Source organism: Peribacillus sp. NPDC101480 (genome assembly GCF_050277335.1).
Classification (GTDB): domain Bacteria; phylum Bacillota; class Bacilli; order Bacillales; family DSM-1321; genus Peribacillus.
Genome location: NZ_JBNNSB010000003.1, coordinates 449062 through 474712 on the forward strand (window position 1 = coordinate 449062; position 25651 = coordinate 474712).

Genomic DNA, 25651 nt, shown 5'->3' on the forward strand with positions numbered 1-25651 from the left:
AACTCATTGATGATCCAGTTTGTTTTAGTCTGCGGCTTAATTTAATTCATTTCATGTTTAATCAGGAAAGGAAAGGGTATAGAGATAATGCAGGTAAAAAAATGATACACAAATTTGAAAGGATGGTTCACTATCAATACTCTGGATTTAAATGTAACAAGCGAAATGGAAAAGGCGATGCAGTCTTCACATGGGATTGGCTACAGTGAGTACAGTAGAAACTTAGACCTCCGTATCGAGGTCGAGAAAGAACGGGATAGGGAACATGTAAAGTGCAACAAAATGGTCCAGGACCTACAACGCAAAATTCACGGCTAAGCATATAAAAGAATTCTTTAAAAGATCGGTCTGTAGAGGTAAAATGGAAAGTGGTCCATAAAATAAGGGTTTCCTTATTGGATAAACTTACATAATGCCTGACAGTCCGATTTTTTTCTTTTTAAAGCGGAACGTTCATACCTTGCATTCGAATTCTTCGAACATATATTAATAAGGACGAAGATTTGCCGAATAATAAGATAATTTTAACAAAAACTAAAATAAGTATGATTATGCAGTAAATAGGCTATATCTGTTAGTATAGTAAGAATTGGGACAGGTTTTTAACATGGAAGAAGTGGAAACCCTATCTATTTAGTTGATTCCAAATTGGATTTGTTATAAAATTGGAATGAGAATAAAGTGAGAATGCTTTTACGTAAATTATAGTGATAGAAAGTAATCTTTACTTTCTGGTAATAAAATTGGAATTAGTTCACGGAGGTATTATTATGTCAGCTTCTACATTAACAGTTAAAGATCTTCACGTATCAATTGAAGGTAAAGAGATTTTAAAAGGGGTAAACCTTGAAGTTAAAGGTGGAGAAATCCATGCGATCATGGGACCAAATGGAACTGGTAAATCCACTTTATCATCAGCGATCATGGGTCACCCTAAATATGAAGTAACGAGCGGAAGCATCTCATTCGATGGTGAAGATGTATTGGAAATGGAAGTCGACGAGCGCGCTCGTGTCGGTCTATTCCTGGCTATGCAATATCCAAGTGAAATCAGCGGTGTTACAAATGCTGACTTCTTACGTTCTTCCATTAACGCACGCCGTGAAGAAGGCGATGAAATTTCATTGATGAAATTCATCCGTCAAATGGATCAAAAAATGGAATTCCTTGAAATGGATGAAGATATGGCGCAACGCTATTTGAATGAAGGTTTCTCTGGCGGAGAGAAAAAACGCAACGAGATTCTCCAATTAATGATGATCCAACCTAAAATTGCAATCTTGGATGAGATTGATTCAGGTCTAGATATCGATGCACTTAAAGTCGTTTCAAAAGGAATCAACGAAATGCGCGGAGAAGACTTTGGATGCTTGATCATCACTCACTACCAACGTCTATTAAATTACATCACTCCTGATTTTGTACATGTAATGATGCAAGGACGCGTCGTAAAATCAGGTGGTCCTGAACTTGCTGCCCGCTTGGAAGCGGAAGGTTATGATTGGATCAAACAAGAATTGGGCATTGAAGACGAAACTGTTGGCGAAGAAGCGTAAGTAGGAGGATTTGCAATGACTACAGAAACGAAATTACCGTTTGAACAAGAGGATATAAGCTCCTATTCAACTAAAAATAATGATCCAGCTTGGCTATCCGAGCTTCGGATTCAAGCGTTTTCTGAATTAGAAAAGCTCCCGATGCCCAAGCCGGATAAAACGAAGATCGATAAATGGAATTTTACTTCTTTCCAGAACCATACGGTTGAAAGTGAAGCTTTTGCCTCTTTAGAGGAGCTTCCGGAGGAAATTAAATCCATCATTGAAGAAAATGAAAACTTATACATTCAACGCAATAATACGCCGGCACATATCAATCTGTCAGCAAACGTGAAAGAGCAAGGCGTCATCTTTACAGATATTTTAACAGCTGCTCGTGACCATGCTGAGCTTGTGCAAAAATATTTCATGAAAGATGGCGTTAAAATAGATGAACATCGTTTAACGGCACTTCATGCTGCATTAGTTAATGGGGGGGCATTCCTTTATGTTCCGAAAAATGTAGAAATCAAAGAGCCGATTCAATCGGTATTCCTGTTGGATAATCCTGATACTACACTTTTCAACCATGTCTTGATCGTAGCGGAAGATAATAGCTCTGTCACATATGTAGAGAATTACTTCTCAAGCGTTGAGTCTAACGAAGGGATTGCCAACATCGTAACGGAAGTATTTGCAAATGCGAATGCCAAAGTCGAATACGGAGCGGTCGATACCCTTTCAAAAGGCTTCACGACATACGTTAACCGCCGTGGAGTGGCAGGACGTGATGCTCGTATTGAGTGGGCGCTTGGCCTTATGAACGACGGAAATACGATTTCAGATAATACAACATATCTAATGGGCGATGGATCTCACGGAGATACAAAAACAGTTGTAGTCGGACGCGGGGAACAAAAGCAGAACTTCACGACTGCCATCATTCATTATGGCAAACGCTCTGAGGGCTATATCCTTAAGCATGGTGTAATGAAAGACGCCGCATCCTCCATTTTTAATGGAATTGGGAAAATAGAGTATGGTGCTACAAAGGCCAATGCCGAACAAGAGTCACGCGTTTTGATGTTAAGTGAAAAAGCACGCGGAGATGCCAATCCGATTCTCTTGATTGATGAAGATGATGTAACGGCTGGTCATGCTGCTTCCGTCGGCCGTGTCGACCCGCTTCAACTGTATTATTTAATGAGCCGTGGTATTACAAAGAAAGAAGCAGAAAGACTTGTCATTCACGGATTCTTGGCCCCTGTTGTTAACCAGCTTCCAATTGAGGGAGTTAAAAAACAATTAGTAGCGGTCATTGAAAGGAAAGTACAGTAATGAACCCATACGAAATTCGTAAGCTTTTTCCAATATTAGATCAAGAAGTCAATGGTCAGCCATTAGTTTATTTAGATAGTGCTGCAACCTCTCAAAAGCCGGCTGCAGTGATTGAAGCGATTGAGCAATATTACCGCGGATACAACTCGAATGTTCACCGCGGAGTGCATACACTAGGAACAAAAGCTACGGATGCGTATGAAGGTGCTCGTGAAAAGGTACGTAAATTCATTAATGCTTCTTCTACAGAAGAAATCATCTTTACCAGAGGCACAACGACTGCTTTGAATACTGTAGCAAGAAGTTACGGTGGTGCAAATATTAAAGAGGGTGACGAGATCGTCATCTCTTACATGGAGCATCACAGTAATATCATTCCGTGGCAGCAGCTTGCCAAAGAAAAGGGCGCTGTATTGAAGTATATTCCGCTTCAAGAGGATGGCACGATTTCCCTTGACGATGTGAGGGCTACAATTACGGAAGCAACGAAAATCGTATCCATCATGCAGGTTTCGAATGTACTTGGTGTTATCAATCCTGTGAAGGAGATTGCAAAAATTGCCCATGATCATAATGCTGTTATGGTAGTCGACGGGGCACAGAGCACGCCGCATCTAAAAGTGGATGTCCGTGATTTGGATTGTGATTTCTTTGCCTTCTCAGGTCATAAAATGGTCGGTCCAACAGGTATCGGCGTATTATATGGCAAGAAAGACCTTCTTGAAAAAATGGAACCGATAGAATTCGGCGGAGAGATGATTGATTTTGTAGGTTTGTATGAGTCTACATGGAAAGAACTCCCGTGGAAATTCGAAGGCGGTACCCCAATCATTGCCGGTGCAATCGGCATGGGGGCTGCAATTGATTTCTTGGAAGAAATCGGTTTGGATAATATTGAACGGCATGAACATAAGCTCGCCGCATATGCAATGGAGAAAATGTCAGCAGTTGAAGGGCTGACCATATACGGTCCTAAAGATGCGGAAAAGCGTGCGGGTGTAATTACCTTTAATATTAATGACGTACATCCACATGATGTCGCTACCGTTCTTGATGCAGATGGAATTGCTGTTCGTGCCGGTCATCATTGCGCACAGCCATTAATGAAATGGCTTGACGTATCAGCGACAGCAAGAGCAAGTTTCTATCTATATAACACGGAAGAAGATATTGATAAGCTTGTGTCCGGGCTTGTTAAAACGAAGGAGTATTTCAGTAATGTCTTTTGATAACCTAGATACACTTTACCGTCAAGTCATTATGGATCACTATAAGAAACCGCGTAATAAGGGCATGCTAGAAGATGGAAGCATGACAATCGATATGAATAACCCAACTTGCGGCGATCGGATTCGGTTAACGATGAAAATCGAAGATGGCAAGGTCAGCGATGTTAAATTCGATGGTGATGGTTGTTCGATATCCATGAGTTCAGCTTCCATGATGACTCAAGCCATTAAGGGCAAAGACGTTGATACTGCTCTAGCTATGTCCGAGACTTTTTCCTTAATGATTCAGGGAAAAGAATACGACGATGAGATGGACCTTGGGGATATCGAAGCCCTTCAAGGCGTTTCCAAATTCCCTGCACGAATCAAGTGTGCTACTCTGGCTTGGAAAGCCATGGAAAAGGGATTGAAGGAATAATTAAATTAAAATGAGCTGTTGTAATTCAGCCATTTGAAATGGAGGAATACGAGCTATGGCAAAGAAAATGCCTGATATCGGCGATTATAAATATGGCTTTGCGGATAAAGATGTTTCCATTTTCCGTTCAAAGCGTGGTCTGACAAAAGAAATCGTGGAAGAGATTTCTCGAATGAAGGATGAACCGCAATGGATGCTTGATTTCCGTTTGAAATCATTGGAGCATTTTTACAACATGCCAATGCCTCAATGGGGCGGCGACATGCAGAGTCTTAACTTTGATGAAATCACATACTATGTTAAGCCATCAGAGAAATCAGAGAAGTCTTGGGATGAGGTTCCTGATGAAATCAAACAGACTTTTGATAAATTGGGAATTCCTGAAGCTGAACAAAAATACCTTGCTGGCGTATCTGCTCAATATGAATCAGAAGTGGTTTACCATAGCATGAAAGAAGAATTGGAAGACTTGGGTATCGTGTTTAAAGATACGGACTCAGCACTTCGTGAAAATGAAGATATCTTCCGTGAGCACTTTGGAAAAACGATTCCGCCAACTGACAATAAATTTTCGGCATTGAACTCGGCAGTTTGGTCAGGTGGATCTTTCATCTATGTACCAAAAGGCGTTAAAGTGGATACTCCGCTTCAAGCATATTTCCGGATCAACTCTGAAAACATGGGTCAATTCGAACGTACGCTAATCATTGTTGATGAAGGCGCATCCGTTCACTATGTGGAAGGTTGTACAGCTCCTGTTTATACAACTAACTCCCTTCATAGTGCCGTTGTCGAAATCGTCATCAAGAAAGATGCTTACTGCCGTTACACGACGATCCAAAACTGGGCAAACAACGTGTTTAACCTGGTTACGAAACGTGCCGTTTGTGACGCAAACGCAACAATGGAATGGATTGATGGTAACATCGGTTCCAAACTGACAATGAAATACCCTGCTGTCATCTTAAAAGGTGAAGGTGCACGAGGTATGACATTATCGATTGCCATTGCCGGCAAAGGCCAACACCAAGACGCTGGAGCAAAAATGATTCACCTAGCGCCAAATACATCTTCAACGATTGTTTCAAAATCAATTTCTAAACAGGGCGGTAAAGTAACATACCGTGGTATCGTTCATTTCGGACGTAAAGCGGATGGAGCTCGTTCCAACATTGAATGTGATACATTAATCATGGATAATCAGTCTACATCCGATACAATCCCTTACAATGAAATCTTGAACGATAACATTTCCCTTGAACACGAAGCGAAGGTTTCCAAAGTATCAGAAGAACAATTGTTCTACTTGATGAGCCGCGGAATTTCTGAGCAAGAAGCAACGGAAATGATCGTAATGGGCTTCATCGAACCATTTACAAAAGAACTTCCAATGGAATATGCGGTTGAAATGAACCGTCTGATCAAGTTCGAAATGGAAGGCTCCATCGGATAATGACCGACTGGCCTGCCTGTAAGGCGATTTAGAATAACCATTCATACAAAAGCCTGCCGGGTCTGTCTGGCAGGCTTTTTGTTTTGACATCCGTCTCCGTCACCTTTATACCAAAGATTAGATATGGCTCAATAAGGGTAAAAATAACAATAGAAGTCAGGAAATGGGGCCAGTCCCGAAGGAGTGATGATGCAGATGATCTATGTTGGTGTGACCGGTTGGGGAGATCATGATAGTTTGTATCATGGTGGTGTGTCCCAACGTGATAAGCTTAAAGAGTACGGAGCTCATTTTCCCATTGTGGAGGTGGATGCCTCTTTTTATGCAGTCCAGCCAAAGAGGAACAGTGAAAAGTGGGTATCCGAGACGCCTGCATCATTCCAGTTTGTCGTTAAAGCTTATCAAGGGATGACAGGACATCAGCGTGGGGAAATCCCATTTGAAAGTAAGAAGGAAATGTTCAAGGCATTTTGCGACTCTCTGGAGGCTTATCAGAAGTCCGGAAAGCTCGCGATGGTCTTATTTCAGTTTCCGCCATGGTTTGATTGTAAACGTGAAAATGTAAATTACCTGCGATGGTGCAAATCTGAAATGGGCGATATCCCAGCGGCCATAGAATTTCGGAATCAAAGCTGGTACAGATCTAACGTAGTCCAGCAAACTTTGGATTTTATCGAAAAGGAAGGCTGGATCCATACTGTATGCGATGAGCCTCAGGCTGGAGAGGGATCCATTCCAGTCGTTTTGCAGGCCACCGATAAAGATAAAACCCTGATACGCTTTCATGGCCGTAACCTGCATGGTTGGCAAAGGCCTTCTTCGGGTGATAATTGGCGTGAGGTCAGGTACTTATATCGATATAATCAGCAGGAATTGACTGAATGGGTGGAGAAAATCAGGATATTGGAAAAGGAATCCAAGGATATATATGTCCTGTTCAATAATAATTCAGGCGGAGATGCCTCCGATAATGCCAAACAAATGATTGAGTTGCTTGGTATAGAATATGAAGGACTGGCTCCTAAGCAGCTTGGTTTGTTTTAAGAGGATATATATAATTAAATAAAGAGATATTGTGACAACTAGTAGAGGTTATATCCTCACAAACAGGTAAAGGCGGATTTCTACATGGTATGGTTAGTATTAGTGGGTATTGGATTATTTGCGGGAGCGATCGGCGCTCTTGTCGGTCTTGGAGGCGGCATCATCATTGTGCCTTCTCTTTTATATTTAGGTACATCTACAAATATTATCGATGAGCTGACTCCTCAGGTCGCTGTAGGTGTTTCAACCGTAATCATGATTTTTACCGGCTTATCTTCTACTTTATCTTATTTAAAACATAAAGTGGTGGATTATAAGGCCGGCTTAATCTTTTTTATTGGCAGTGCGCCTGGTGGAATAATAGGGGCATATGTGAATAAAAATCTTAACGCCGAAGCTTTTTCATTGTATTTTGGTATTTTCATGGTTTTCATGGCCATTGTGTTATTAGTGAAAAATCGTTTGAAGCCAATGCTTTTCAAGCCTGGAAAAGGGAAAATGGTGAAAACGTATGAAACTGAAAATGGACATTCATTTTCTTATGGTTATCACCCCATGTTAGCTGTATTGATTTCCTTTGTCGTGGGATTCAGCTCCGGATTATTTGGAATTGGCGGTGGGGCCTTAATGGTTCCCGTCATGATGCTACTTTTCTTCTTCCCTCCGCATATGGCTGTAGCGACTTCGATGTTCATGGTATTTTTATCATCCATCACTAATTCGATTACCCATATTTCCCTTGGAAATGTTAATTGGCCATATGCTTTTGCCCTGATTCCGGGTGCATGGTTCGGTGCTAAATTGGGCGCATTCATCAATACGCGCCTAAAGAGTGCGTCGCTGGAAAATATGTTGAAAATAGTGCTGATAATCATTGGTTTACGTCTTATATACCAAGGTATTACAGGATAAACGAGGAGGAGAAATGATGTCAGAAATCATTCATTTATATCACACCAATGATCTCCATAGTCATTTTGAGAATTGGCCTCGTATTGATAAGTTTCTTAAAGAAAGAAGAAAACTTCATCAAGAAACGGGAGAAGAAGCGATCATACTGGATATAGGCGATCATGTGGACCGCTGGCATCCATATACAGAAGGTACGTTAGGTAAAGGCAATATTGAGCTGCTGAATGAAGCGGGCTACCAATATGTGACCATCGGCAATAATGAAGGGATCACTTTACCTCATGATGCGTTAGACTCCTTATATGATCATGCAAGGTTCAAGGTCTTGGCAGCCAATATTTATTACAGTGATAATGAAAGGCCGGAATGGGCGCTGCCATATTGGATACATACAACGGTAAAAGGTACCAAGATCGCCCTGATAGGTTTGACAGCCTTTTTTCAAAAGTTTTACTCTGCGATGGGCTGGGAAATAACAGAACCGTTCGTGGAGTTAAAGGCACAGCTTGAAAGGGTCAAAACAGAGGCGGATGTAATCATCATCCTTTCCCACCTGGGCATCCATGATGATGAGAGGATGGCAGAGGACTTTCCGGAGATTGACATCATACTTGGCGCGCATACTCACCACATTCTCCACCAGGGGAGATTGATCAATGACACACTCCTTTGCGGTGCCGGGAAATATGGCTTCTTTGTTGGACAGGTGGAAATGACCGTCAATCAGGAAAGGGAAATTAGCCAGAAGAGTGCCATTCTTTATGATACCAATGACTTTTTGGAATTGGAGAATGAACGGTCATGGATTGAAGAGTTATACCAGGCCGGAGGGGAAACGCTAAAACAGGTTGAAGTGGACTTACCAAAAGCACTGGATAATGATTGGTTCAAAGTAAGTCCTTTGACGGAAATCCTAGGGGAGGCCCTAAGGGAGTGGAGTCAGGCGGATTGTTCCTTTTTGAATGCAGGCCTCCTGCTTGAAGGGCTGCCGGACGGTCCTGTCACAAAAGGGGATATTCACAGAATCTGTCCACATCCCATCAACCCTTGCGTCGTTGAAGTTAGTGGGAATGAATTAAAAGAAATCTTAATGCAATCGAGAAATGCGGAATGGCCACATATTCAGGTGAAAGGTTTCGGTTTCCGCGGAAACATAATGGGAGTCATGCATTATGATCAAATTGAATTTAACGAAATGGAGAATGGTATCGTAAAAGGGATTCTTATAAAAGGAGAGAAACTGCAGGCGGATAAGTCCTATAAACTGGCCATACCTGATATGTTCACGTTCGGGCACTTCTTTCCAAGTATCCAGCGCTCCAATCGCAAGGAATACTTACTGCCAGAATTCTTACGGGATATCCTTTTATGGAAGCTGAAAAAAATATACACTAACCCCTGATACGAAATCACGGTTTTGCCCTTTTTTTCATAAAGTATGGGGAAGGAAGGGGCGAAACCAATTGATTAACATGATCCCAATAATTCTTGATAATCATACATTCCTAGCCATTTCTGTCCGACTGCCGAAAACGAATTTACTTGCTGTCGCGTCCGAAAAAGGGTATATAATGTGCGGTGCGTTAGATGTTGGACTGCTGAATGATAAATTGAAACATCGTAAAATCCTTGCAGGGAGGGCTACAGGAGTTAAATCGATTGAAGAGTTATTGGAAGCGCCGCTTGAATCGGTTACCTGGGAGGCTGTGGAAAAGGGCATTCATCCGGGAATGATTGGTAAAGAGGCATTAATCAAAATGATTTGAAAAGGTGGGCTTTCTTTTTTTTAGAAGGGGGCCTTATTTTTTTATTTTAAAATGCTGATATTTTTTCAATAAATATATTCAAACAGATTCATTTATCAAAATATTTTCCGATAATCTTTATAAAGGAAAGAAACGGTTCGATTTACAAATATTTAATGGGGAGATGGGGTACAAGTATGAGGCTAGCTATTACAAAGTCCCTAAGCCCTGGAGCAAGGCTCGGTAAAAACATCTATAATGAGCGGGGCCATGTCCTATTGTGCGAGGGCCTTACATTAACGCAGAAAATGATCAATCGACTGGTGTCCCTTAATATACCCTTTGTTTACATTCAAGATTCCAGGACGGATGACATCATTCCAATGCCCCCAGTGTCCGGGAAACTTAGAAGAGAAGCCGTTAATACGATTGAAACCACTTTCCTGGACATAAAGAACAAAATGAACCTTGATGGATCATTCACGATAGAGCAGGCTAACGTCAAGTTCACTCAAATAGTCCGGAACATCATGGACGAGCTGAAAAGGAATAAGGAGTTAATGACTTTATTGGCCGACGTTTATACATACGATGACTATATCTTTACTCATTCCTTCAATGTGACCTTATATACCCTGGCGATCGGGATGGAATTGAATATCAATAATAAGAATCTTGAAATTCTTGGGCTGGGGGCGATTTTACATGATGTCGGCAAAATGCTCGTGCCTTTGGAAATCCTCCATAAACCCGGCAAACTGACGGAAAAGGAGTTTGAACAAATCCAAAAACATGCCGATTACGGATTTCATCTAATCAAAAATGTTCATACCGTTTCACTTTTAGTTGCGAATTGTGCCTATCAGCATCATGAAAGGTTAGATGGATCTGGATATCCCCGTGGGATAAAGGGGGATGAAATCCATTATTTCGGCAAGATCATTGCCGTTGCCGATGTGTTTGATGCCGTTACTTCCAATCGGGTTTACCGTAAGGCCATGCTGCCGCATCAGGGTTTGGAAGTTCTTTATGCCGGAGTCGGGAAAAAGTTCGACAATACGATCATCGAGGCTTTCCGCCGGGCGGTTGCCATTTATCCTAATGGTCTATCAGTAGAATTGAATGATGGAAGGAAAGGAGTAGTATCCGCTCAAAATGAGGGGATTGGGGACCGCCCCATGATAAGGATACTGGAAGAAGATGGGGAGCGGATAAAAGAGCCCTATGAAGTGGACTTGAATAAAAACCTGCATTTGCTTATCATGAAATGTCTAAATATACAAGAACCAGCCTAACCCCAAGGATAAGCTGGTTTTGTCATTCCTTGTTTTCCTTCATGATCGCAGGTGCCACCGAACCGTTGCCGTTACTAAAATAACTTGGAACATCACCTTCGATCAACAGGCTTCCGACCGTCACTTCCTGACTCACCTTGGTCTCCTTTGTGAAAGAGGGGATGACGATTTGAATATTGACATCAAAATCCACAATCAATTCATAATAAACATTATTGATGCCTGCGTTTGTCAGTTTTGTCCTCAAATCCGATTCAACATTCCCGATGACCGACATTTTCACTGGGATTTCTGGTCCGTAATTGGAAAGGAGGTTATTCCCGGTCACAACACCAAATGGTATATAATAGACCACACTTTTATATTGTTCATCGTTTATTTTGGCTGAACCTGTTTTAAAAGGATTTCCCTGTTTGATGCCAAGTTTCTTTTGAATATCCTTCGTTATGTTAGCCCGCAATTCACTGTATATGACCGGATTGAAGCTATAGGAGGAACTGGAGTCCTTACCACCCTTATTGTTGGTGATGATTTTGTTCATATCGACCTTGGCTATATTTTCATCAACCGATTCATGAATCGTTTCCGTTGCAATCCGTTTGATTTCATATTCGGCTACACTCATGATCACGGGTTCGATTGATTTGTCCACGTACCAAAGAGTCATGATGCTTGATATGATAAACAGGATGAATGAATAGAGAAATACTTTTCGGGTGGGAAGAGGCCCCTTTTTTCGGAATTTCTTCGGTCGAAATCTTTTTCGGAACACGCTTTAGCCCCCTTTACTAATACCTATGCATCAAGTTCAGGGGTTTATGTTGAAATCAAAAAAAAGCAGCGTAAAATTCACGCCGCTCACTTTCGCTTTTTAGCCAAATCTTTCCTTTCCCATAATTTTAAATAAGGGTAAGGATCAAAGCTCCATTCTGTGATTCCATTGTCTTTGTACATCCCGTAATGAAGATGCGGAGGGAATTTTCCCGAAGTTCCCGGAGGACCGTAACCTGTACTGCCGACACCTCCGATGACTTGTCCGGGCTCGACGATTTGTCCGACTTTCAACCCTTTGGCAAAGCCGCTTAAATGGGCAAAGTAATGATAGGTATTATTTAAATCCCGTATCCCTATCCTCCAACCGCCGAATTTATTCCAGCCTTTCATCTCGATGATTCCATAGCTGGTGGAACGAACGGGAAGGCTATAATCGGCAAAAATATCAGTGCCCTCATGGATTCTCCTTCCGCCCCATCCACGAGCGCTTCCCCATGTATTCAAGTACGTATAATGAGTCCGTACTGGAACAGGGAAGGCCTTTTCATGTAAATCCAACCGGCCATATTTCTTATAAATCTCGGCATTGCCGATAATGATGCTGACTGCTTTATCTCGTTTATAATAATCCCACAAGCCGATCCGGATATTATCTTCATCTGCACCATAAGATTGGAGATGCTTCGAAAAAGCATACAATCGATCGGTATCATTATTGATATCTGCTTTTCCATCACCATTTCCATCCTGGCCCAATCCGTCAAAAAATGTGATCGTGAGCGGGTTCACGTCATTTAAGTCAGGATTGAGGGCCCCGCTCCACTTTGAAGGCTCGATGTGGATGCCTATTAAACCCTTTGCCGGCTCTAAGTCCCTTCGTGCAGCCCTGAGGCTATGCTCATATTGATCTGCTCCAGCAAGGTAATACCACGGGATTTGGAGAGTAGCCTCCATATTTTTATATAGCTCCATTCTCCCGGGATAAGCATCTGGGGTATCGGCAGCATCAGCCACTTGGCCTGGTGCATTCAAAATTAACAAACAAGTTATGGTAAGAAGGAATAATTTATTCAACGGGGCAGGCTCCTTTCATGACATTCTCCGTAATTAAAATACATCAGTCCATCCATCTTTTATAGTTTTACTGATTTAGCTATAAACATGAAAAATAAATAATGGGAAACCAACTATAACTTGTATAAATGCTTTTTTATTGTTAAAGTAGGGTGTGTTAATTTCTATAGAATGGAGTGGCATTTTCATGTCTTCTACAAATAAAGAAATTCTTCGTAAACCAGATTGGTTGAAAATAAAGCTTAATACAAACGAAAATTACCTCGGTTTAAAAAATATGATGCGTGAGAAAAATCTTCATACAGTCTGTGAAGAGGCTAAATGTCCGAATATTCACGAATGCTGGGCAGTGAGAAGAACGGCTACTTTCATGATCTTAGGTGAAATCTGTACAAGGGCATGCCGTTTTTGTGCTGTTACAACTGGACGTCCGAATGAATTGGACTGGGCTGAACCTGAGCGTGTTGCCGATTCCGTTGTTTTGATGAATTTAAAACATGTCGTCATTACAGCTGTTGCCCGTGATGATTTAAAGGATGGAGGCGCTGAAGTTTTCGCTGAAACAGTCCGTGCGATCCGTCGCAAAAATCCATTTACTTCTATTGAAGTATTACCGTCTGATATGGGCGGGGTGTTTGAAAATATCAAGACATTGATGGATGCTAAACCAGATATCCTTAACCATAATATAGAGACTGTCAGAAGTTTATCCGACCGTGTACGGGCTCAGGCCAAGTACGAACGTTCTTTGGAGCTTTTAAGAAGAGCCAAGGAACTGTATCCGGAAATCCCGACAAAATCCAGTTTAATGGTAGGTCTGGGTGAAACGCGGGAGGAAATCCTTGAGACCATGGATGACCTAAGGGCTAATAATGTCGATATCATGACAATCGGCCAGTATTTACAGCCGACTAAAAAACATTTAAAGGTGCTGAAATACTATACGCCTGAGGAATTTGCCGAACTGAAAGAACGTGCATTGGAAAAAGGCTTCAGCCATTGTGAATCCGGTCCGCTTGTCCGTTCATCCTACCATGCTGATGAACAAGTTAATGCTGCGGCTAAACATAAGCAAAACAAAGGTGAAGAATTATTGAAATAGAGAAATAAAGGACCGAAAAAAATTCGGTCCTTTTTTATTCAACGGTTATCCATTTTTTGATGGATGTTATCATGATGATCTCTTTTATCGTTAACCATTTCTCCATTTTCATTTTCTGTGTCACTCATTTTGTATCCTTGAGGCGATTTCAGCATTTCTTTGATCGTTTGTTCGATCGTATAGTCAATCCCTTTGCTGCCGGATTTCACTGTAGCGAAATTTTCGACATCTTGGGCAAGGTTTTGATAATCATCACTGACGTAGACATGATAGTAGCGAGGCACGACGGACATGGCGGTACGTTTAACTTGGTCGGCGGTTTCCGTCCGATCCTTGTCATTGGTATCATATACGACAAGTACTTCCTCATCAGTAACGAGTGTAGCGGCGTCATTGACATTTGGAATCTGAACACTAAGTTTTGAAATGACATCAGACAATTGTTCACGGTCAATGGAAGCAGCTTTGTTGGAAATGTTACGGCCGTCAATGGTTGCACTATTGGTGCGAGTAAAACCAAAATCATCACTTTTGTTGTCATTATTACGATAATCCTCATCATAATATTGAGTTGGATTATTTACGTTTGTTGGGTTGCCTGCATTGTTTTTTGCACCGAGCCCCTGGTCTTTTTCTTTATCAGCACATCCGGTTAGTGCAATAATCGAGCTTAAACCTATCGTTATTATCGTTTTTTTCATCAATAACACCCCCGTAACTTTAGGATGAACATATTTCTCTATTTTTCGCTTAGTAATTGATGGGGAATCAGTTATAATTTAAAGAAGAAATGTATTTATGAGAGGTGAAAACAATGATTACCATCAATAACATGACCTACGAAATAATTGAGGATGAAAGGGAAGGCTATAACGAAGATGCGTTTAAAGCCAGATACAGTGAGATTTTAACGAAATATGATTATATAGTAGGGGATTGGGGTTACGGACAATTGAGGCTGCGTGGATTTTTTGATGATTCCAATCAGAAAGCGACCTTCGATACAAAGATAAGCACGCTTAGTGAATATTTATATGAATACTGCAATTTTGGCTGTCCTTATTTCGTCGTGAAGAAAGTAAAGAAATAAAAAGGCCAGAATTCACTCTGGCCCTTCCACGTTAAGAGTTACCATATCCTTTATATGGAGGCTGTTCATCTTTTTCTGGATCATCATGTGTCGGATGAGCACCAGGATATTGTCGAGGTAAGCCTTCATGCAACGATTTATTTTCATAATTGAAGGCACTTTGATATCGTTGCCCTTCCTGCCACGGTGTGTTTTTATTCTGGACTGGTGCATCTTTTGCAATGGCTGATCCAAAAGGTCCTTCGGGAAATTCTTCAGGAATTAAATAATCCCTCTGTTTTTCGACATTGGAAAAATCGTGGTATTCTTCTTTGTCCAAGATAATCCCCCCTCATGTAATCGATCTTACATTCAGTAGGTTTTCCCGTTTAAGAAAAAAACTTCAGCACTCAGACGATTTCCATTAAAAAGTGACGCAGTTCCTCGGCTTCCGCTTCTGACAACTGAAAGGCGTGCTCAAGATAGCCTTCCTCTTCTAAATCATCAGGCCCAATAATCGCGAAACGGTTACTCTGCATATTCAAAACAAGCTTCTTTCCATAAAACCGATCGGTAGTCGTAATGGCCAAATCGAATCTTGATTCCTCTCCCATGAAGCTTATGAACCGGGTTTTTGAATCAACGACGTCATTGTATAAATAAAAACGATCTTCCATAGTCTCATTCCCTTCTTATCTTCACATTTGTATTTCCATCATAACAAAGTGACTTCAATAGGGGAACAGACATTTTTCTGGGCTGCCGACTGTAGAAATTAATCCCTCCCCATGATGCTTCAGAACCTCGAGCAATCATTGCGTTCATCGATTAGATGAAAGTGGTTAAGAATATAAATGGAATCATGAATTGGTTTTCTTGGAGTGGACGTCGGAAAATGCCCCCCTGTGAAAAGGCAATGTGTAAATCAATGCACCTGTTAGTAATTGGATTGTACAATGGTTGGGGTTGAAGGAATTGAGAGTAAGGGAGAAGCTATGGTATTATCAAGGAATAAGGTTGGTTCGGTCTTATCTATGCCGCTCATTCAACCAATGATTCCCTATATCATCTTAGATCAGAAAGGATCTGGAAATAATGTACTTTGTAGACCGCCAAAAAATTGAACAAATATTAGGTTTTCTTGAAAAGCAGCTTGGACTTTTTGAAGGGCATGATAATTGGGATGGAGACCTATCGGAACTTATCGCAGAAAGGCTCATACAAACTTCCATCGATTCCGTGTTGGATGTAGGAAATGCGGTAATTGATGGTTTCATTATGCGTGATCCAGGAAGTTATGAAGATATTATCGATATCCTTCAAGATGAAAAAGTGATTTCAGAAGAAAAAGCGATACAATTCAAAAAGGTTTTGCCATTAAGGAAAATGCTGGTTCAAGACTTCATTGAAGTGAATCACAAAGAACTGCATGCCGTATTTTCGGAAAATATCGAGGCATTCAAGCAATTCCCTGATTTGGTGAGGAACTATTTAACAAATGAATTGGGACCTGTATCAGCTTTTAAAAACTAGCAGCGTTAGGAAGGCGAATTCAAATGAAGTCGTATAAAGGATATTTAATTGACTTAGATGGCACCATGTATCGCGGAACTGAACAAATTGCGGAAGCGGCAGGGTTTATCAATGACCTAAGGAAAAGGGATATCCCTTATTTATTCGTCACCAATAATTCATCCCGGACTCCGGCACAGGTAGCGGATAAGTTAAGAAGCATCGGCATCTCAATAGAGGATGAACAGGTTTTCACGACAAGCATGGCCACTGCCAATTACATAGCCGAACAAAAGAAGGATGCATCGGTCTATGTGGTGGGTGAAGAAGGCATCATCGAGGCTCTTAAGGAAAAAGGAATGAAGCTTGTCGAAGAGCATCCAGATTTTCTGGTAATGGGCATCGACCGCGGCATCAATTATGAAAAGTTGTCAAAAGCCTGTCTTGCTGTTAGAAATGGGGCTGTTTTCATTTCGACCAATGGTGATATTGCCATTCCAACTGAGCAAGGCCTTTTGCCTGGGAATGGTTCCTTGACATCCGTTGTTTCCGTTTCGACTCAGGTACAGCCGATTTTCATTGGAAAACCTGAATCCGTCATAGTGGAGCAAGCACTAAGAGTATTAGGGGTACCTAAAGAAGAGACAATCATGGTTGGCGATAACTATGATACGGATATCCTTGCCGGCATTAACGCAGGGATCGATACACTGCTTGTACATACTGGCGTGACGACAAAAGAACGCCTAAAGCAATATAAGGAGCAGCCTACGCATGTGGTGGACACACTCGACTTATGGCGCTTCGAATGAAAAAAAACAGGCCTGCGATTGCAGTCCTGTTTTTTTCATGTCGTTTTATTCTGCATTTTCGGTTCTATGGGCAAGCCGGCTTGAAGCGGCAGCTGCAATCGCTCCAACGATATCATCTAAAAAGGTGTTCACCTTACCTGTGCTTTTATCGTTTAGATATTTTAAGATCCCCGGCTTTTGTTTATCGATGAAACCATAATTGGTAAAGCCGATCGATCCATAAACATTCACAATTGAAAAAGCCAATATTTCATCGACCCCATATAGACCTTCATCTATTTCAATTATACTCAGCAGAGGCTCCTCGAGCAGTTTTTTCTCAGCTAAAATATCCAACTGAATGCCGGTAAGGATGGCATTTTGGACCTCGCGTTTTGAAAGGACCCGTTCGACATTGTGAAGGCAATCGGACATTTGGAGATTTTCATGGTAGCCAGATTGTAAATACATGACTAGCTCAGCGATATCCTCCAATTTCACTCCTCGTTCAATTAGCCATCTTCGAGCCGTTTTTTCAGACATTGATTGTTCAATATTAGCCATGTCATCACCCATTTCTCTATATTTTAAAGGGATAGTTCTAATGCAGGTAGGTTGATTTGATTAAAATGAAAAGCCATGAAGGATGTTTTGATCCGAATTTCTAATAAGGTTTCGATAATCATTCAGAAAACGGGTTATTCCACATATATATAAGTATATGATGTCCAATATTTCTATTATATCCATTTGATGAAGGGGGCCATTCCATGATAGAAGAAATCATTTTTAATAATTATGGCATACAGGTGGAGCTTGAAGAAGCCAATAGCAGGTTTCCAAGCTTCCGTTCAGGAAATATGGTTTACAGCATCGTTCCCATTGAAAATATGGAGCAGGAGGAATTAGTGGAACGGTATAAAATGTCTCAACATCTGATTTCACAAGGAGATCGTCACGTATCCGCCTTTGTCCTTGCCAATCATGGAAGTTATGTTTCGGAAGCGGATGAACAATTATTCATCCTTCTTGCCAATCAGGCATTGGAAGGTCCGAAAAATTTCAATCCAGGAAGACGCCTGGCAAGATTTCATCAGCGTGGGAGAAATATTAATGAAACGATTCGAACATGTTCAAGGATCGGTAAATGGAAAGAACTATGGGAACAAAGGATCGATCAGTTAGAAAAGATTTGGCGGGATAAGCTCAACGCCCATCCTGATAACCAGTTTGAAAAATTATTTATAGAAACCTTTCCCTATTATATGGTCCTGGGTGAAAATGCGATTCAATATTTAGTCGACACGGAAATTGATGATACCCCGCAAATTGTCGATAGTGGAACGGTTTGTTATGAACGTTTTTTACATGATACGTGGAAAAGCAATAAGTGGATGAAAAATCCGTTCGATTGGGTATTCGACCATGGAACCAGGGATGTCGCAGAATGGGTGAGGGAACACTATTTTCAAAATGTGCATACCCATCAACGGGGCATTGGCCAATTCTTTCACGAATATCAATCCATAGAACCATTCTCCAGCTTTTCAGCCCGGTTGTTATATTCGAGGATGCTATTTCCCATTCATTATTTTGAAACTGTGGAAGAGTATTTTTCAAAAACGACGGAATCAAGGTCGAATGAGTTGGAGGATAAAATATCTTCCATCACGAAATCCTCACAACAATATGAGTCCTTCCTCAAACATTTTTATGAATTGGCGGAGGTCCCGGCCAAGCAATATGATTTGCCTAAAATTGACTGGATTTAGATAAAAACGGGAAAGAAATATGATTCATCCTTACTTACTATGTTATGATGATAACAAGATTTTTTAGAATAATTAGATATTTAATCACTACGGAAGGATGGAACCATGAAAAGATTGATGATGGCCGCCCTTTTAGCTCTATTAATCATCCAAACGACAAATCTTGCAAAGGCTGAAACGAAAACAAGTTGCGAAGCAAATCAATTCAAGATTGTCATGAAGTCTGCTGCGGATGTGAAGGAAAAGGCGTCGGCTGCAAGCAAAACATTAATAACTTATAAGAAAAACAAAGAATTATCGGCAAGTGGAAGAACTGGAAACTGGTATAAGGTCTGTCACTCGAAAAAGACAGCATATATCAATTTGGCAGATGCTAATGAGGTTTTCGGTACCAGTGAAAAAGCCCTTCTAAAGAAATTCGATAGTAGAAAAGGCGTTAACCAAGTTGTATCGGTGACAGGAAAAGCGATGAGTGATACAAAGGTTACGATCCAAACGTATGAAAAGAAACAAGGGGAATGGCGCCGGGCATTGAAGAAGATGGAGGGTGTCATTGGAAAGAACGGCTTCACGAAGAGCAAAAAAGAGGGTGATGGAAAATCCCCGGTTGGAATTTATTCATTCGGTACGTCTTTTGGAAGTGGAACGAAGCCAACCGGAATGAAAATGGGTTATAAGAAAACGACCAAATATGACTACTGGATTGACGATCAGACATCCAATGATTATAACAAGTGGAAAACCTATAAAGGAAATCCTGCAGTTAAATGGAAGTCTTTCGAAAGGATGAATCATGAACTCTATAAGTATGGCGCGGTCATAAATTATAATACGAATCCCATCATAAAAGGAAAAGGCAGTGCAATCTTTCTTCATGTATGGAGAGGGGATACAAAGCCGACTGCGGGATGTACAGCCACAGCCGAAAAGAATGTCCTCAGTTTACTGAAATGGATGGATCCCGTGCAAAAACCACATATTGCAATGGGTACAAATGATTCATTGAAGAGCGTTAAGTAATAATCAGCAAAATGGTTTTCCTATAAAAAAAATTAGCTTTACCCGTTCTTACTCGTTCAAGGGATGGGCGAAAAAAGTTCGTGCATCCATCTTTTCTAACTATTGATAATTATTTGAATTAAACTTATAATGTCTACTATACAAATACAAATGTTTTCTTCAGGCAAACAGTTTTTAAGGGGGAACCAAAATATGAAAGCCATCTCGATCGGTTTATTGGGGTTAGGTACAGTCGGTTCAGGAGTCGTACAAATCATTGAAAGTCATCAGGACAAGCTCATGCATCAAGTGGGCTGTTCCATATCTGTTAAGAAGATACTAGTCAAAGACACGACGAAGGAGCGGCTTGTCGAGGTCGATAAAGGAATGTTAACTGACAATCCTGAGGATATCCTTTCGAATCCCGAGATTGATGTTGTAATAGAAGTGATGGGTGGAATCGAAGAAACACGCAGTTATCTAATAGAAGCTATAAAAAATAAAAAGCATATCGTTACGGCCAATAAAGACCTAATGGCTTTATATGGACCGGAACTGCTGGAATTGGCCACCGAGAATCAATGTGATTTATTCTATGAAGCAAGTGTTGCAGGGGGAATTCCGATTTTACGCGGTCTTGTCGATGGATTATCTTCTGACCGCATCACGAAAATGATGGGAATCGTCAATGGAACGACAAACTTCATTTTAACGAAAATGAGCAAGGAAGGCAGAGCTTATGATGACGTATTGAAGGAAGCCCAGGAGCTGGGATTTGCTGAAGCCGATCCGACAGCCGATGTAGGCGGATTGGATGCGGCCCGTAAAATGGCGATCCTATCAACACTCGGGTTCTCAATGAACATTGGTTTGAATGATGTTGAGGTACAGGGCATTACCGAGATATCCGAAGAGGATTTGAGATATAGTAAAAAGCTTGGTTATACAATGAAATTGATCGGCATCGCTTCCAGGGCAGGGGATAGGGTCGAAGTAAGTGTCCAGCCTGCACTTCTTCCGGAAGCACATCCGTTAGCATCGGTAAATAATGAGTATAATGCTGTATACGTTTATGGGGAAGCCGTAGGGGAAACGATGTTTTACGGACCGGGGGCCGGTAGTCTTCCTACTGCGACTGCAGTCGTTTCGGATATGGTGACGGTCATCAAGAATATGAGGCTGGGCGTAAATGGCCGCAGTGCGGTTTCTCCTCAGTATCCGAAACAATTAAAAGATGCCACTGAGATTTTCGCTAAGTTCTTCATTCGTTTACATGTTCAAGATGAAGTTGGTGTTTTAGCCAGAATCACGAATTTATTTGCCGAGCATGGAGTAGGATTCGATAAAATCCTTCAATTGCCTCTGGATGAAAAGGAATCTTCCGAAATTGTATTGGTTACGCACACTGCCACAAAGGCTGCATTTGAGCAAATAATACAGAAATTACATGATTACAATATGGTAAGAGAAGTGAAAAGTACATACAGAGTTGAAGGAGAGGACATCAAATGAGCTGGCAAGGACTTATAAGCACGTATAAAGAATTTTTACCCGTTAATGATAACACACCTGCACTAACCCTTTTGGAGGGTAATACACCTTTAATCAAACTGAATCGATTATCCGAAGAGTGGGGAATCGACTTACATGTAAAATATGAAGGGGCGAATCCAACTGGGTCGTTTAAAGACCGCGGAATGGTCATGGCCGTCGCCAAAGCGATAGAAGAGGGCAGCGACACGATCATCTGTGCTTCCACAGGGAATACATCGGCAGCTGCAGCCGCTTATGCGGCCCGTGCCAACCTGCGCTGCATCGTTGTCATCCCGGAAGGTAAAATAGCCATGGGCAAGCTTGCCCAAGCCGTCATGTACGGGGCGGAAATCATCTCGATCGAAGGGAATTTCGACCAGGCTCTAAAAATCGTCCGTTCACTTAGTGAGAATTCACCGATAACTCTTGTGAATTCGGTCAATCCATACCGGATTGAAGGGCAGAAAACAGCGGCTTTCGAAATTTGTGATGCCCTCGGATCCGCACCGGATATTTTGGCGCTTCCAGTCGGGAATGCAGGTAATATAACGGCTTACTGGAAAGGGTTTAAAGAATATAACGAATCGAAACAAACGGGTCTTCCTGAAATGAGAGGGTTCGAAGCTGAAGGTGCGGCTGCAATTGTCCGGGATAGCATTATTGAAAATCCAGAAACGATTGCAACAGCCATCCGGATTGGGAATCCTGCAAGTTGGAGCTTTGCTGTGGAAGCAGCAAATGAATCCAAAGGCAAAATTGATGAGGTGACAGACGAAGAAATTCTGGAAGCCTATCATTTCCTTGCTAAAAAAGAAGGGGTATTTGCAGAGCCGGCATCTTGTGCTTCCATTGCAGGCATCTATAAACAATTAAAAAGCGGTGAAATCAAAAAAGGAAGTAAGATTGTTGCCGTTTTGACTGGAAATGGATTGAAAGATCCGAATGTGGCAGTCAATACAAGCACGATTCAGCCGACATTGCTGCCAATGGATGAAGAGGTCATTTTAGAACATCTGCAGGGTGTGAAACAGGCATGAGTGCGGAATCAGAGATGTTCTTGATCCGTGTACCAGCAAGTACGGCCAACTTAGGACCAGGATTCGATTCCATCGGCTTGGCGCTAGGACTTTACTTGGAAATACACGGATCTTCATCAGATCATTGGGAAGTCGTTCCACTTTCAGAGGAAATGTCTGTTTTTCCAACGGATGATCGTAATTATATCGTCCAAATTGCCAAGGAAACGGCGGCATCCTATGGAAAGGAACTTTCCCCATGCCGGCTTTTCGTCTCTAGTGAAATTCCACTGGCGCGTGGGCTTGGCAGCAGTGCCTCTGCCATTGTGGCGGGGATTGAATTGGCGAACATCGTTGGTGAACTTCAATTATCCGAAGAGGAAAAGAATAGGCATGCTTCCCTCTTTGAAGGGCATCCGGATAATGCGGGGGCATCAGTGTATGGTGGATTGGTTGTGGGCCTGCATACGGAGGAAAGAACGGATGTTGTGTCTTTTCCAATCGAGGGAGTTAAGGTGATTGCTGTCATTCCCGATTTTGAATTGCTTACAGAGGATTCAAGAAATGTCCTTCCGAATTCGCTTTCCTATAAAGAGGCGATAAGCGGAAGTGCAGCCGCAAATGTTTTGCTGGCAGGAGTTCTATCTAAAGATTGGAAGCTTGTTGGTGAAATGATGCAAAGTGATCGTTTCCATCAACCATTTAGAGCAGAGTTGGTCCCTCATTTAGCGCTTATTGAAGAAGTTGTCCTCAATGAAGGCGGATTTGGTGCGGCTCTAAGCGGAGCAGGTCCAACTGTTTTATGCTTATCATCCGCAGAAAATAGTGAAAGTTTACTCACAGTATTGAAGGAAACATTTCCGGAATTTCTTGTGAAAGAATTGGAAATCGATAATGAAGGCAGTTATACGGCAACCCTTTCAGAACAGGAAAAAAAGGAATTGAAATTTTTGAAATCGTGAGCCATGCTTCATTCATTGTCCATATAAAAAAGCTGACTCGCGTCAAGCCGTATCAATTTGATAGGGCAAAAGCCGAGTCAGCTTTATTTTTATTGCAGTCCAGAAAAGATTCCGGCCTGTATAAAAAGGTTGAACGTGTATAGATGAAGTGAGCCTACATCCATACGCTGCATGTTATTTAAAGGGCCATTAGAAAACTTGTTCAACTTCCACTACACCAGGAACTTCTTCAAGAAGGGCACGCTCAATCCCAGCTTTTAGCGTAATGGTCGAACTAGGACAGCTTCCGCAGGCTCCTAGTAATCGTAATTTTACAATTCCATCTTCTACGTCAACTAGTTCACAGTCACCGCCATCACGAAGAAGAAACGGACGAAGCTTATCTAGGACTTCTTGAACTTGAACTTCCATTGTTTGTTCAGACATTGCAATCGACTCCTTTCCTAATCATATTATAAAGCGAAGGTAGTAAAAAATCCAACTGTAACTTTGCGGAAATATAATCTATATTATTCTGGTATGATGGAAACAGGTGAAGTTTTTAAACATTATTCAAAATGAAGGAGGAAGAGTAGGTAATGAAAGAAATTGAGATAGAAGTATATGGTGCGGAGCAAATTTGCGCGAGTTGTGTTAATCTCCCTTCTTCGAAAGATACCTGCGAGTGGCTTGAAGCCGCTTTAACGAGGAAGTTTCCTGAGCAGAAATTCAAAATATCCTATATAGATTTGTATAATCCTCCAGAAACGCAAAAGCAAAAGGGCTTTGCCGCGAAGATGATCGAGGAAGATTTATTTTATCCACTGGTCCTCATCGAAGGAGAAATCATCGCAGAAGGAAATGTGCGTCTCAAAAAAGTGGTGGAAACGATGGAAAAATACGGGTATACAATACAAGAGTGATATATAATGGAAGAAATAAGAAAAACTGACCCATGAATGAGCTGCATGCAGCTCATTGGGCCAGTTTAATATAAAATGTAGTATAGATGGGTTGGAATCAACCGTTATGGTATTTGTACATCCAGAGAATGCCTGATTTCATCAGGCGTGCCACTCTACCGGTGATTGGGCGATTTGCAACAAGACCGAAACCTTGTTTCTTCCCAAGAGAACCTAATGTCCCTTTTAATTTCATTGTCGGGAAGCTTTCAGGAAGTGGTTCATTTGCCCATTTCTTTACAAGAACCTGTACGATTTGCTCAGCTTGGGACTCCGCTAATTGAGCACTAGGTGCATGAGGCAGGCTCGCGCAGTCGCCGACGACAAAGATGCTGTCATCATTAGGAAGGAAATGCTGAGGAGTCAGAACGGCTCTTCCTTGACGGTCTTTTTCTATATCCATATCGCGGATGATCTTACTTGGCTGGATTCCAGCTGTCCATACGATGACGTCGCTTTGAACGGCCTCGTCACCATTATAAAGAATGTTTGGCTCAACTTTCGTTATATTTGAATGATGGACGATTTCGATTGTATGTTTATCGAACCATGATTCGACAAAGGTGCTTAACCTTTCTGGGAAAGCAGATAGAATATGCGGTCCACGGTCGAATAGCTTAACGTTTAAATCTGAACGGCTTTCAATCAATTCACTTGCAAGCTCAACACCACTCAGTCCGCCACCAACGATAGAAACGGTTGCACCGGCACCTAAATTATTCAGGGCTGAATATGTGCGGCGTGATTTATCGATTGTTTGGATACTGTAGGTATGTGTGTCTGCACCAGGAATATTGTGGTATTTATCTTCGCAGCCAAGGCCAATGACTAAATCATCATAAACGACAGGATCTTGATTTTCTATAATGACTTGTTTATTTTCCATATCGATGGAAAGTACTTCTCCGTATACGTTCTTCAAGCGAGGATGTTCAGGAAATGCAACACGGATGTGCTGATCTGGAATGGTACCTGCTGCTAAAGCATAATATTCCGTTTTTAAGCAGTGATAAGGATTACGGTCGATAAGCGTGATGCTCACATTTTCAGGAAGCTGATTAGGCAGCAATCTTTGCAACATGCGCATACCACCATACCCGCCACCAAGTATGACTAGATTCTTCATATGATTTTTCC

General features: G+C 41.5%; 28 protein-coding genes. 20 read left to right on the top strand and 8 right to left on the bottom strand.

Going from position 1 to position 25651, the window contains the following annotated elements; genetic code table 11:
* Positions 1–770 precede the first annotated feature (770 nt).
* The 10 genes from sufC to ACQKMF_RS13470 all read left to right on the top strand — a co-directional run bounded on the left by sufC (position 771) and on the right by ACQKMF_RS13470 (position 10969).
* The gene (sufC, locus tag ACQKMF_RS13425; protein WP_101223654.1) at positions 771–1556 is read left to right on the top strand and encodes a Fe-S cluster assembly ATPase SufC; all 786 of its coding nucleotides are present in this window, start codon (positions 771–773) and stop codon (positions 1554–1556) included.
* Positions 1557–1571: 15 nt separating this feature from the next.
* The gene (gene sufD / locus ACQKMF_RS13430; RefSeq protein WP_101223653.1) at positions 1572–2873 is read left to right on the top strand and encodes a Fe-S cluster assembly protein SufD; all 1302 of its coding nucleotides are present in this window, start codon (positions 1572–1574) and stop codon (positions 2871–2873) included.
* Positions 2873–4102 (top strand): cysteine desulfurase, encoded by a 1230-nt coding sequence (locus ACQKMF_RS13435; protein ID WP_101223652.1) that lies wholly within the window; start codon positions 2873–2875, stop codon positions 4100–4102. The genes sufD and ACQKMF_RS13435 overlap by 1 nt, the downstream gene beginning before the upstream one ends.
* The gene (sufU, locus tag ACQKMF_RS13440) at positions 4092–4520 is read left to right on the top strand and encodes a Fe-S cluster assembly sulfur transfer protein SufU (RefSeq protein WP_034310148.1); all 429 of its coding nucleotides are present in this window, start codon (positions 4092–4094) and stop codon (positions 4518–4520) included. The genes ACQKMF_RS13435 and sufU overlap by 11 nt, the downstream gene beginning before the upstream one ends.
* Before the next feature lie 55 nt (positions 4521–4575).
* Positions 4576–5973 carry a Fe-S cluster assembly protein SufB gene (gene sufB / locus ACQKMF_RS13445; protein WP_034310152.1) on the top strand — a complete coding sequence of 466 codons (1398 nt, stop codon included), beginning with the start codon at positions 4576–4578 and terminating at the stop codon, positions 5971–5973.
* A gap of 195 nt (positions 5974–6168) precedes the next feature.
* Positions 6169–7017 (top strand): DUF72 domain-containing protein, encoded by an 849-nt coding sequence (locus tag ACQKMF_RS13450; protein WP_427573767.1) that lies wholly within the window; start codon positions 6169–6171, stop codon positions 7015–7017.
* An 84-nt stretch (positions 7018–7101) separates the two neighbouring features.
* Positions 7102–7929, top strand: coding sequence for a sulfite exporter TauE/SafE family protein (locus ACQKMF_RS13455; RefSeq protein WP_427573634.1), 828 nt, complete (start codon positions 7102–7104; stop codon positions 7927–7929).
* Positions 7930–7945: 16 nt separating this feature from the next.
* The gene (locus ACQKMF_RS13460) at positions 7946–9331 is read left to right on the top strand and encodes a bifunctional metallophosphatase/5'-nucleotidase (RefSeq protein WP_427573636.1); all 1386 of its coding nucleotides are present in this window, start codon (positions 7946–7948) and stop codon (positions 9329–9331) included.
* Between the two features lie 61 nt (positions 9332–9392).
* Entirely contained in the window at positions 9393–9695 is a 303-nt protein-coding gene (locus tag ACQKMF_RS13465) for a YunC family protein (protein ID WP_101223648.1), read from the top strand.
* Between the two features lie 176 nt (positions 9696–9871).
* Positions 9872–10969, top strand: a complete 1098-nt coding sequence (locus ACQKMF_RS13470) for an HD-GYP domain-containing protein (protein WP_427573638.1) — start codon at positions 9872–9874, stop codon at positions 10967–10969.
* A 22-nt stretch (positions 10970–10991) separates the two neighbouring features.
* On the opposite strand, the gene yunB is transcribed toward ACQKMF_RS13470, so the two are convergent.
* Positions 10992–11741, bottom strand: a complete 750-nt coding sequence (gene yunB, locus ACQKMF_RS13475; RefSeq protein ID WP_101223646.1) for a sporulation protein YunB — start codon at positions 11739–11741, stop codon at positions 10992–10994.
* Between the two features lie 86 nt (positions 11742–11827).
* Positions 11828–12817 (bottom strand): M23 family metallopeptidase, encoded by a 990-nt coding sequence (locus tag ACQKMF_RS13480; RefSeq protein ID WP_397315513.1) that lies wholly within the window; start codon positions 12815–12817, stop codon positions 11828–11830.
* Positions 12818–13004: 187 nt separating this feature from the next.
* On the opposite strand from ACQKMF_RS13480, the gene lipA reads away from it, so the two are divergent.
* The gene (lipA, locus tag ACQKMF_RS13485) at positions 13005–13919 is read left to right on the top strand and encodes a lipoyl synthase (protein WP_063234033.1); all 915 of its coding nucleotides are present in this window, start codon (positions 13005–13007) and stop codon (positions 13917–13919) included.
* 38 nt (positions 13920–13957) lie between these two features.
* Here lipA and ACQKMF_RS13490 read toward each other — a convergent pair whose 3' ends face one another.
* The gene (locus ACQKMF_RS13490; protein ID WP_101223645.1) at positions 13958–14620 is read right to left on the bottom strand and encodes a YhcN/YlaJ family sporulation lipoprotein; all 663 of its coding nucleotides are present in this window, start codon (positions 14618–14620) and stop codon (positions 13958–13960) included.
* A gap of 113 nt (positions 14621–14733) precedes the next feature.
* On the opposite strand from ACQKMF_RS13490, the gene ACQKMF_RS13495 reads away from it, so the two are divergent.
* A complete protein-coding gene (locus ACQKMF_RS13495) occupies positions 14734–15009 on the top strand; it encodes a YutD family protein (RefSeq protein WP_427573641.1) in 276 nt (91 codons plus the stop codon).
* A gap of 31 nt (positions 15010–15040) precedes the next feature.
* Here ACQKMF_RS13495 and ACQKMF_RS13500 read toward each other — a convergent pair whose 3' ends face one another.
* Together ACQKMF_RS13500 and ACQKMF_RS13505 are read right to left on the bottom strand one after the other, a co-directional pair.
* Positions 15041–15328, bottom strand: coding sequence for a cytosolic protein (locus ACQKMF_RS13500; protein ID WP_397315510.1), 288 nt, complete (start codon positions 15326–15328; stop codon positions 15041–15043).
* A 70-nt stretch (positions 15329–15398) separates the two neighbouring features.
* Positions 15399–15665 carry a DUF3055 domain-containing protein gene (locus tag ACQKMF_RS13505; protein WP_098371475.1) on the bottom strand — a complete coding sequence of 89 codons (267 nt, stop codon included), beginning with the start codon at positions 15663–15665 and terminating at the stop codon, positions 15399–15401.
* A gap of 418 nt (positions 15666–16083) precedes the next feature.
* On the opposite strand from ACQKMF_RS13505, the gene ACQKMF_RS13510 reads away from it, so the two are divergent.
* Both ACQKMF_RS13510 and ACQKMF_RS13515 read left to right on the top strand, forming a co-directional pair.
* Positions 16084–16521 (top strand): DUF86 domain-containing protein, encoded by a 438-nt coding sequence (locus tag ACQKMF_RS13510; RefSeq protein ID WP_101223642.1) that lies wholly within the window; start codon positions 16084–16086, stop codon positions 16519–16521.
* A gap of 23 nt (positions 16522–16544) precedes the next feature.
* Complete coding sequence (locus ACQKMF_RS13515; RefSeq protein ID WP_427573643.1) at positions 16545–17312, top strand: TIGR01457 family HAD-type hydrolase; 768 nt, start codon at positions 16545–16547, stop codon at positions 17310–17312.
* 45 nt (positions 17313–17357) lie between these two features.
* Here the strand turns inward: ACQKMF_RS13515 and ACQKMF_RS13520 are convergent, their stop codons facing one another.
* Positions 17358–17855, bottom strand: a complete 498-nt coding sequence (locus ACQKMF_RS13520) for a phosphatidylglycerophosphatase A family protein (protein WP_063234039.1) — start codon at positions 17853–17855, stop codon at positions 17358–17360.
* Positions 17856–18061: 206 nt separating this feature from the next.
* Between ACQKMF_RS13520 and yutH the strand changes: the two genes are divergently transcribed.
* The 5 genes from yutH to thrB all read left to right on the top strand — a co-directional run bounded on the left by yutH (position 18062) and on the right by thrB (position 23573).
* Positions 18062–19063: a spore coat putative kinase YutH gene (gene yutH / locus ACQKMF_RS13525; protein ID WP_402943708.1), complete on the top strand. Its 1002-nt coding sequence runs from the start codon at positions 18062–18064 to the stop codon at positions 19061–19063.
* Positions 19064–19168: 105 nt separating this feature from the next.
* On the top strand, positions 19169–20083 hold the full coding sequence (locus tag ACQKMF_RS13530; RefSeq protein WP_230176200.1) for a L,D-transpeptidase family protein: 915 nt from the start codon (positions 19169–19171) through the stop codon (positions 20081–20083).
* Positions 20084–20275: 192 nt separating this feature from the next.
* A complete protein-coding gene (locus ACQKMF_RS13535) occupies positions 20276–21574 on the top strand; it encodes a homoserine dehydrogenase (RefSeq protein WP_402943714.1) in 1299 nt (432 codons plus the stop codon).
* Positions 21571–22632 carry a threonine synthase gene (gene thrC / locus ACQKMF_RS13540; protein ID WP_101223638.1) on the top strand — a complete coding sequence of 354 codons (1062 nt, stop codon included), beginning with the start codon at positions 21571–21573 and terminating at the stop codon, positions 22630–22632. Before ACQKMF_RS13535 ends, thrC begins: the two co-directional genes overlap by 4 nt.
* On the top strand, positions 22629–23573 hold the full coding sequence (gene thrB / locus ACQKMF_RS13545) for a homoserine kinase (protein WP_101223637.1): 945 nt from the start codon (positions 22629–22631) through the stop codon (positions 23571–23573). Before thrC ends, thrB begins: the two co-directional genes overlap by 4 nt.
* 189 nt (positions 23574–23762) lie before the next feature.
* Here the strand turns inward: thrB and ACQKMF_RS13550 are convergent, their stop codons facing one another.
* A complete protein-coding gene (locus ACQKMF_RS13550; protein ID WP_034310199.1) occupies positions 23763–23999 on the bottom strand; it encodes a NifU family protein in 237 nt (78 codons plus the stop codon).
* A 152-nt stretch (positions 24000–24151) separates the two neighbouring features.
* Here ACQKMF_RS13550 and ACQKMF_RS13555 point away from each other — a divergent pair, with 152 nt between their 5' ends.
* On the top strand, positions 24152–24475 hold the full coding sequence (locus tag ACQKMF_RS13555; protein ID WP_402943718.1) for a YuzD family protein: 324 nt from the start codon (positions 24152–24154) through the stop codon (positions 24473–24475).
* A gap of 97 nt (positions 24476–24572) precedes the next feature.
* Here ACQKMF_RS13555 and ACQKMF_RS13560 read toward each other — a convergent pair whose 3' ends face one another.
* Positions 24573–25640 (bottom strand): NAD(P)/FAD-dependent oxidoreductase, encoded by a 1068-nt coding sequence (locus tag ACQKMF_RS13560; protein WP_402943721.1) that lies wholly within the window; start codon positions 25638–25640, stop codon positions 24573–24575.
* Positions 25641–25651 lie beyond the last annotated feature (11 nt).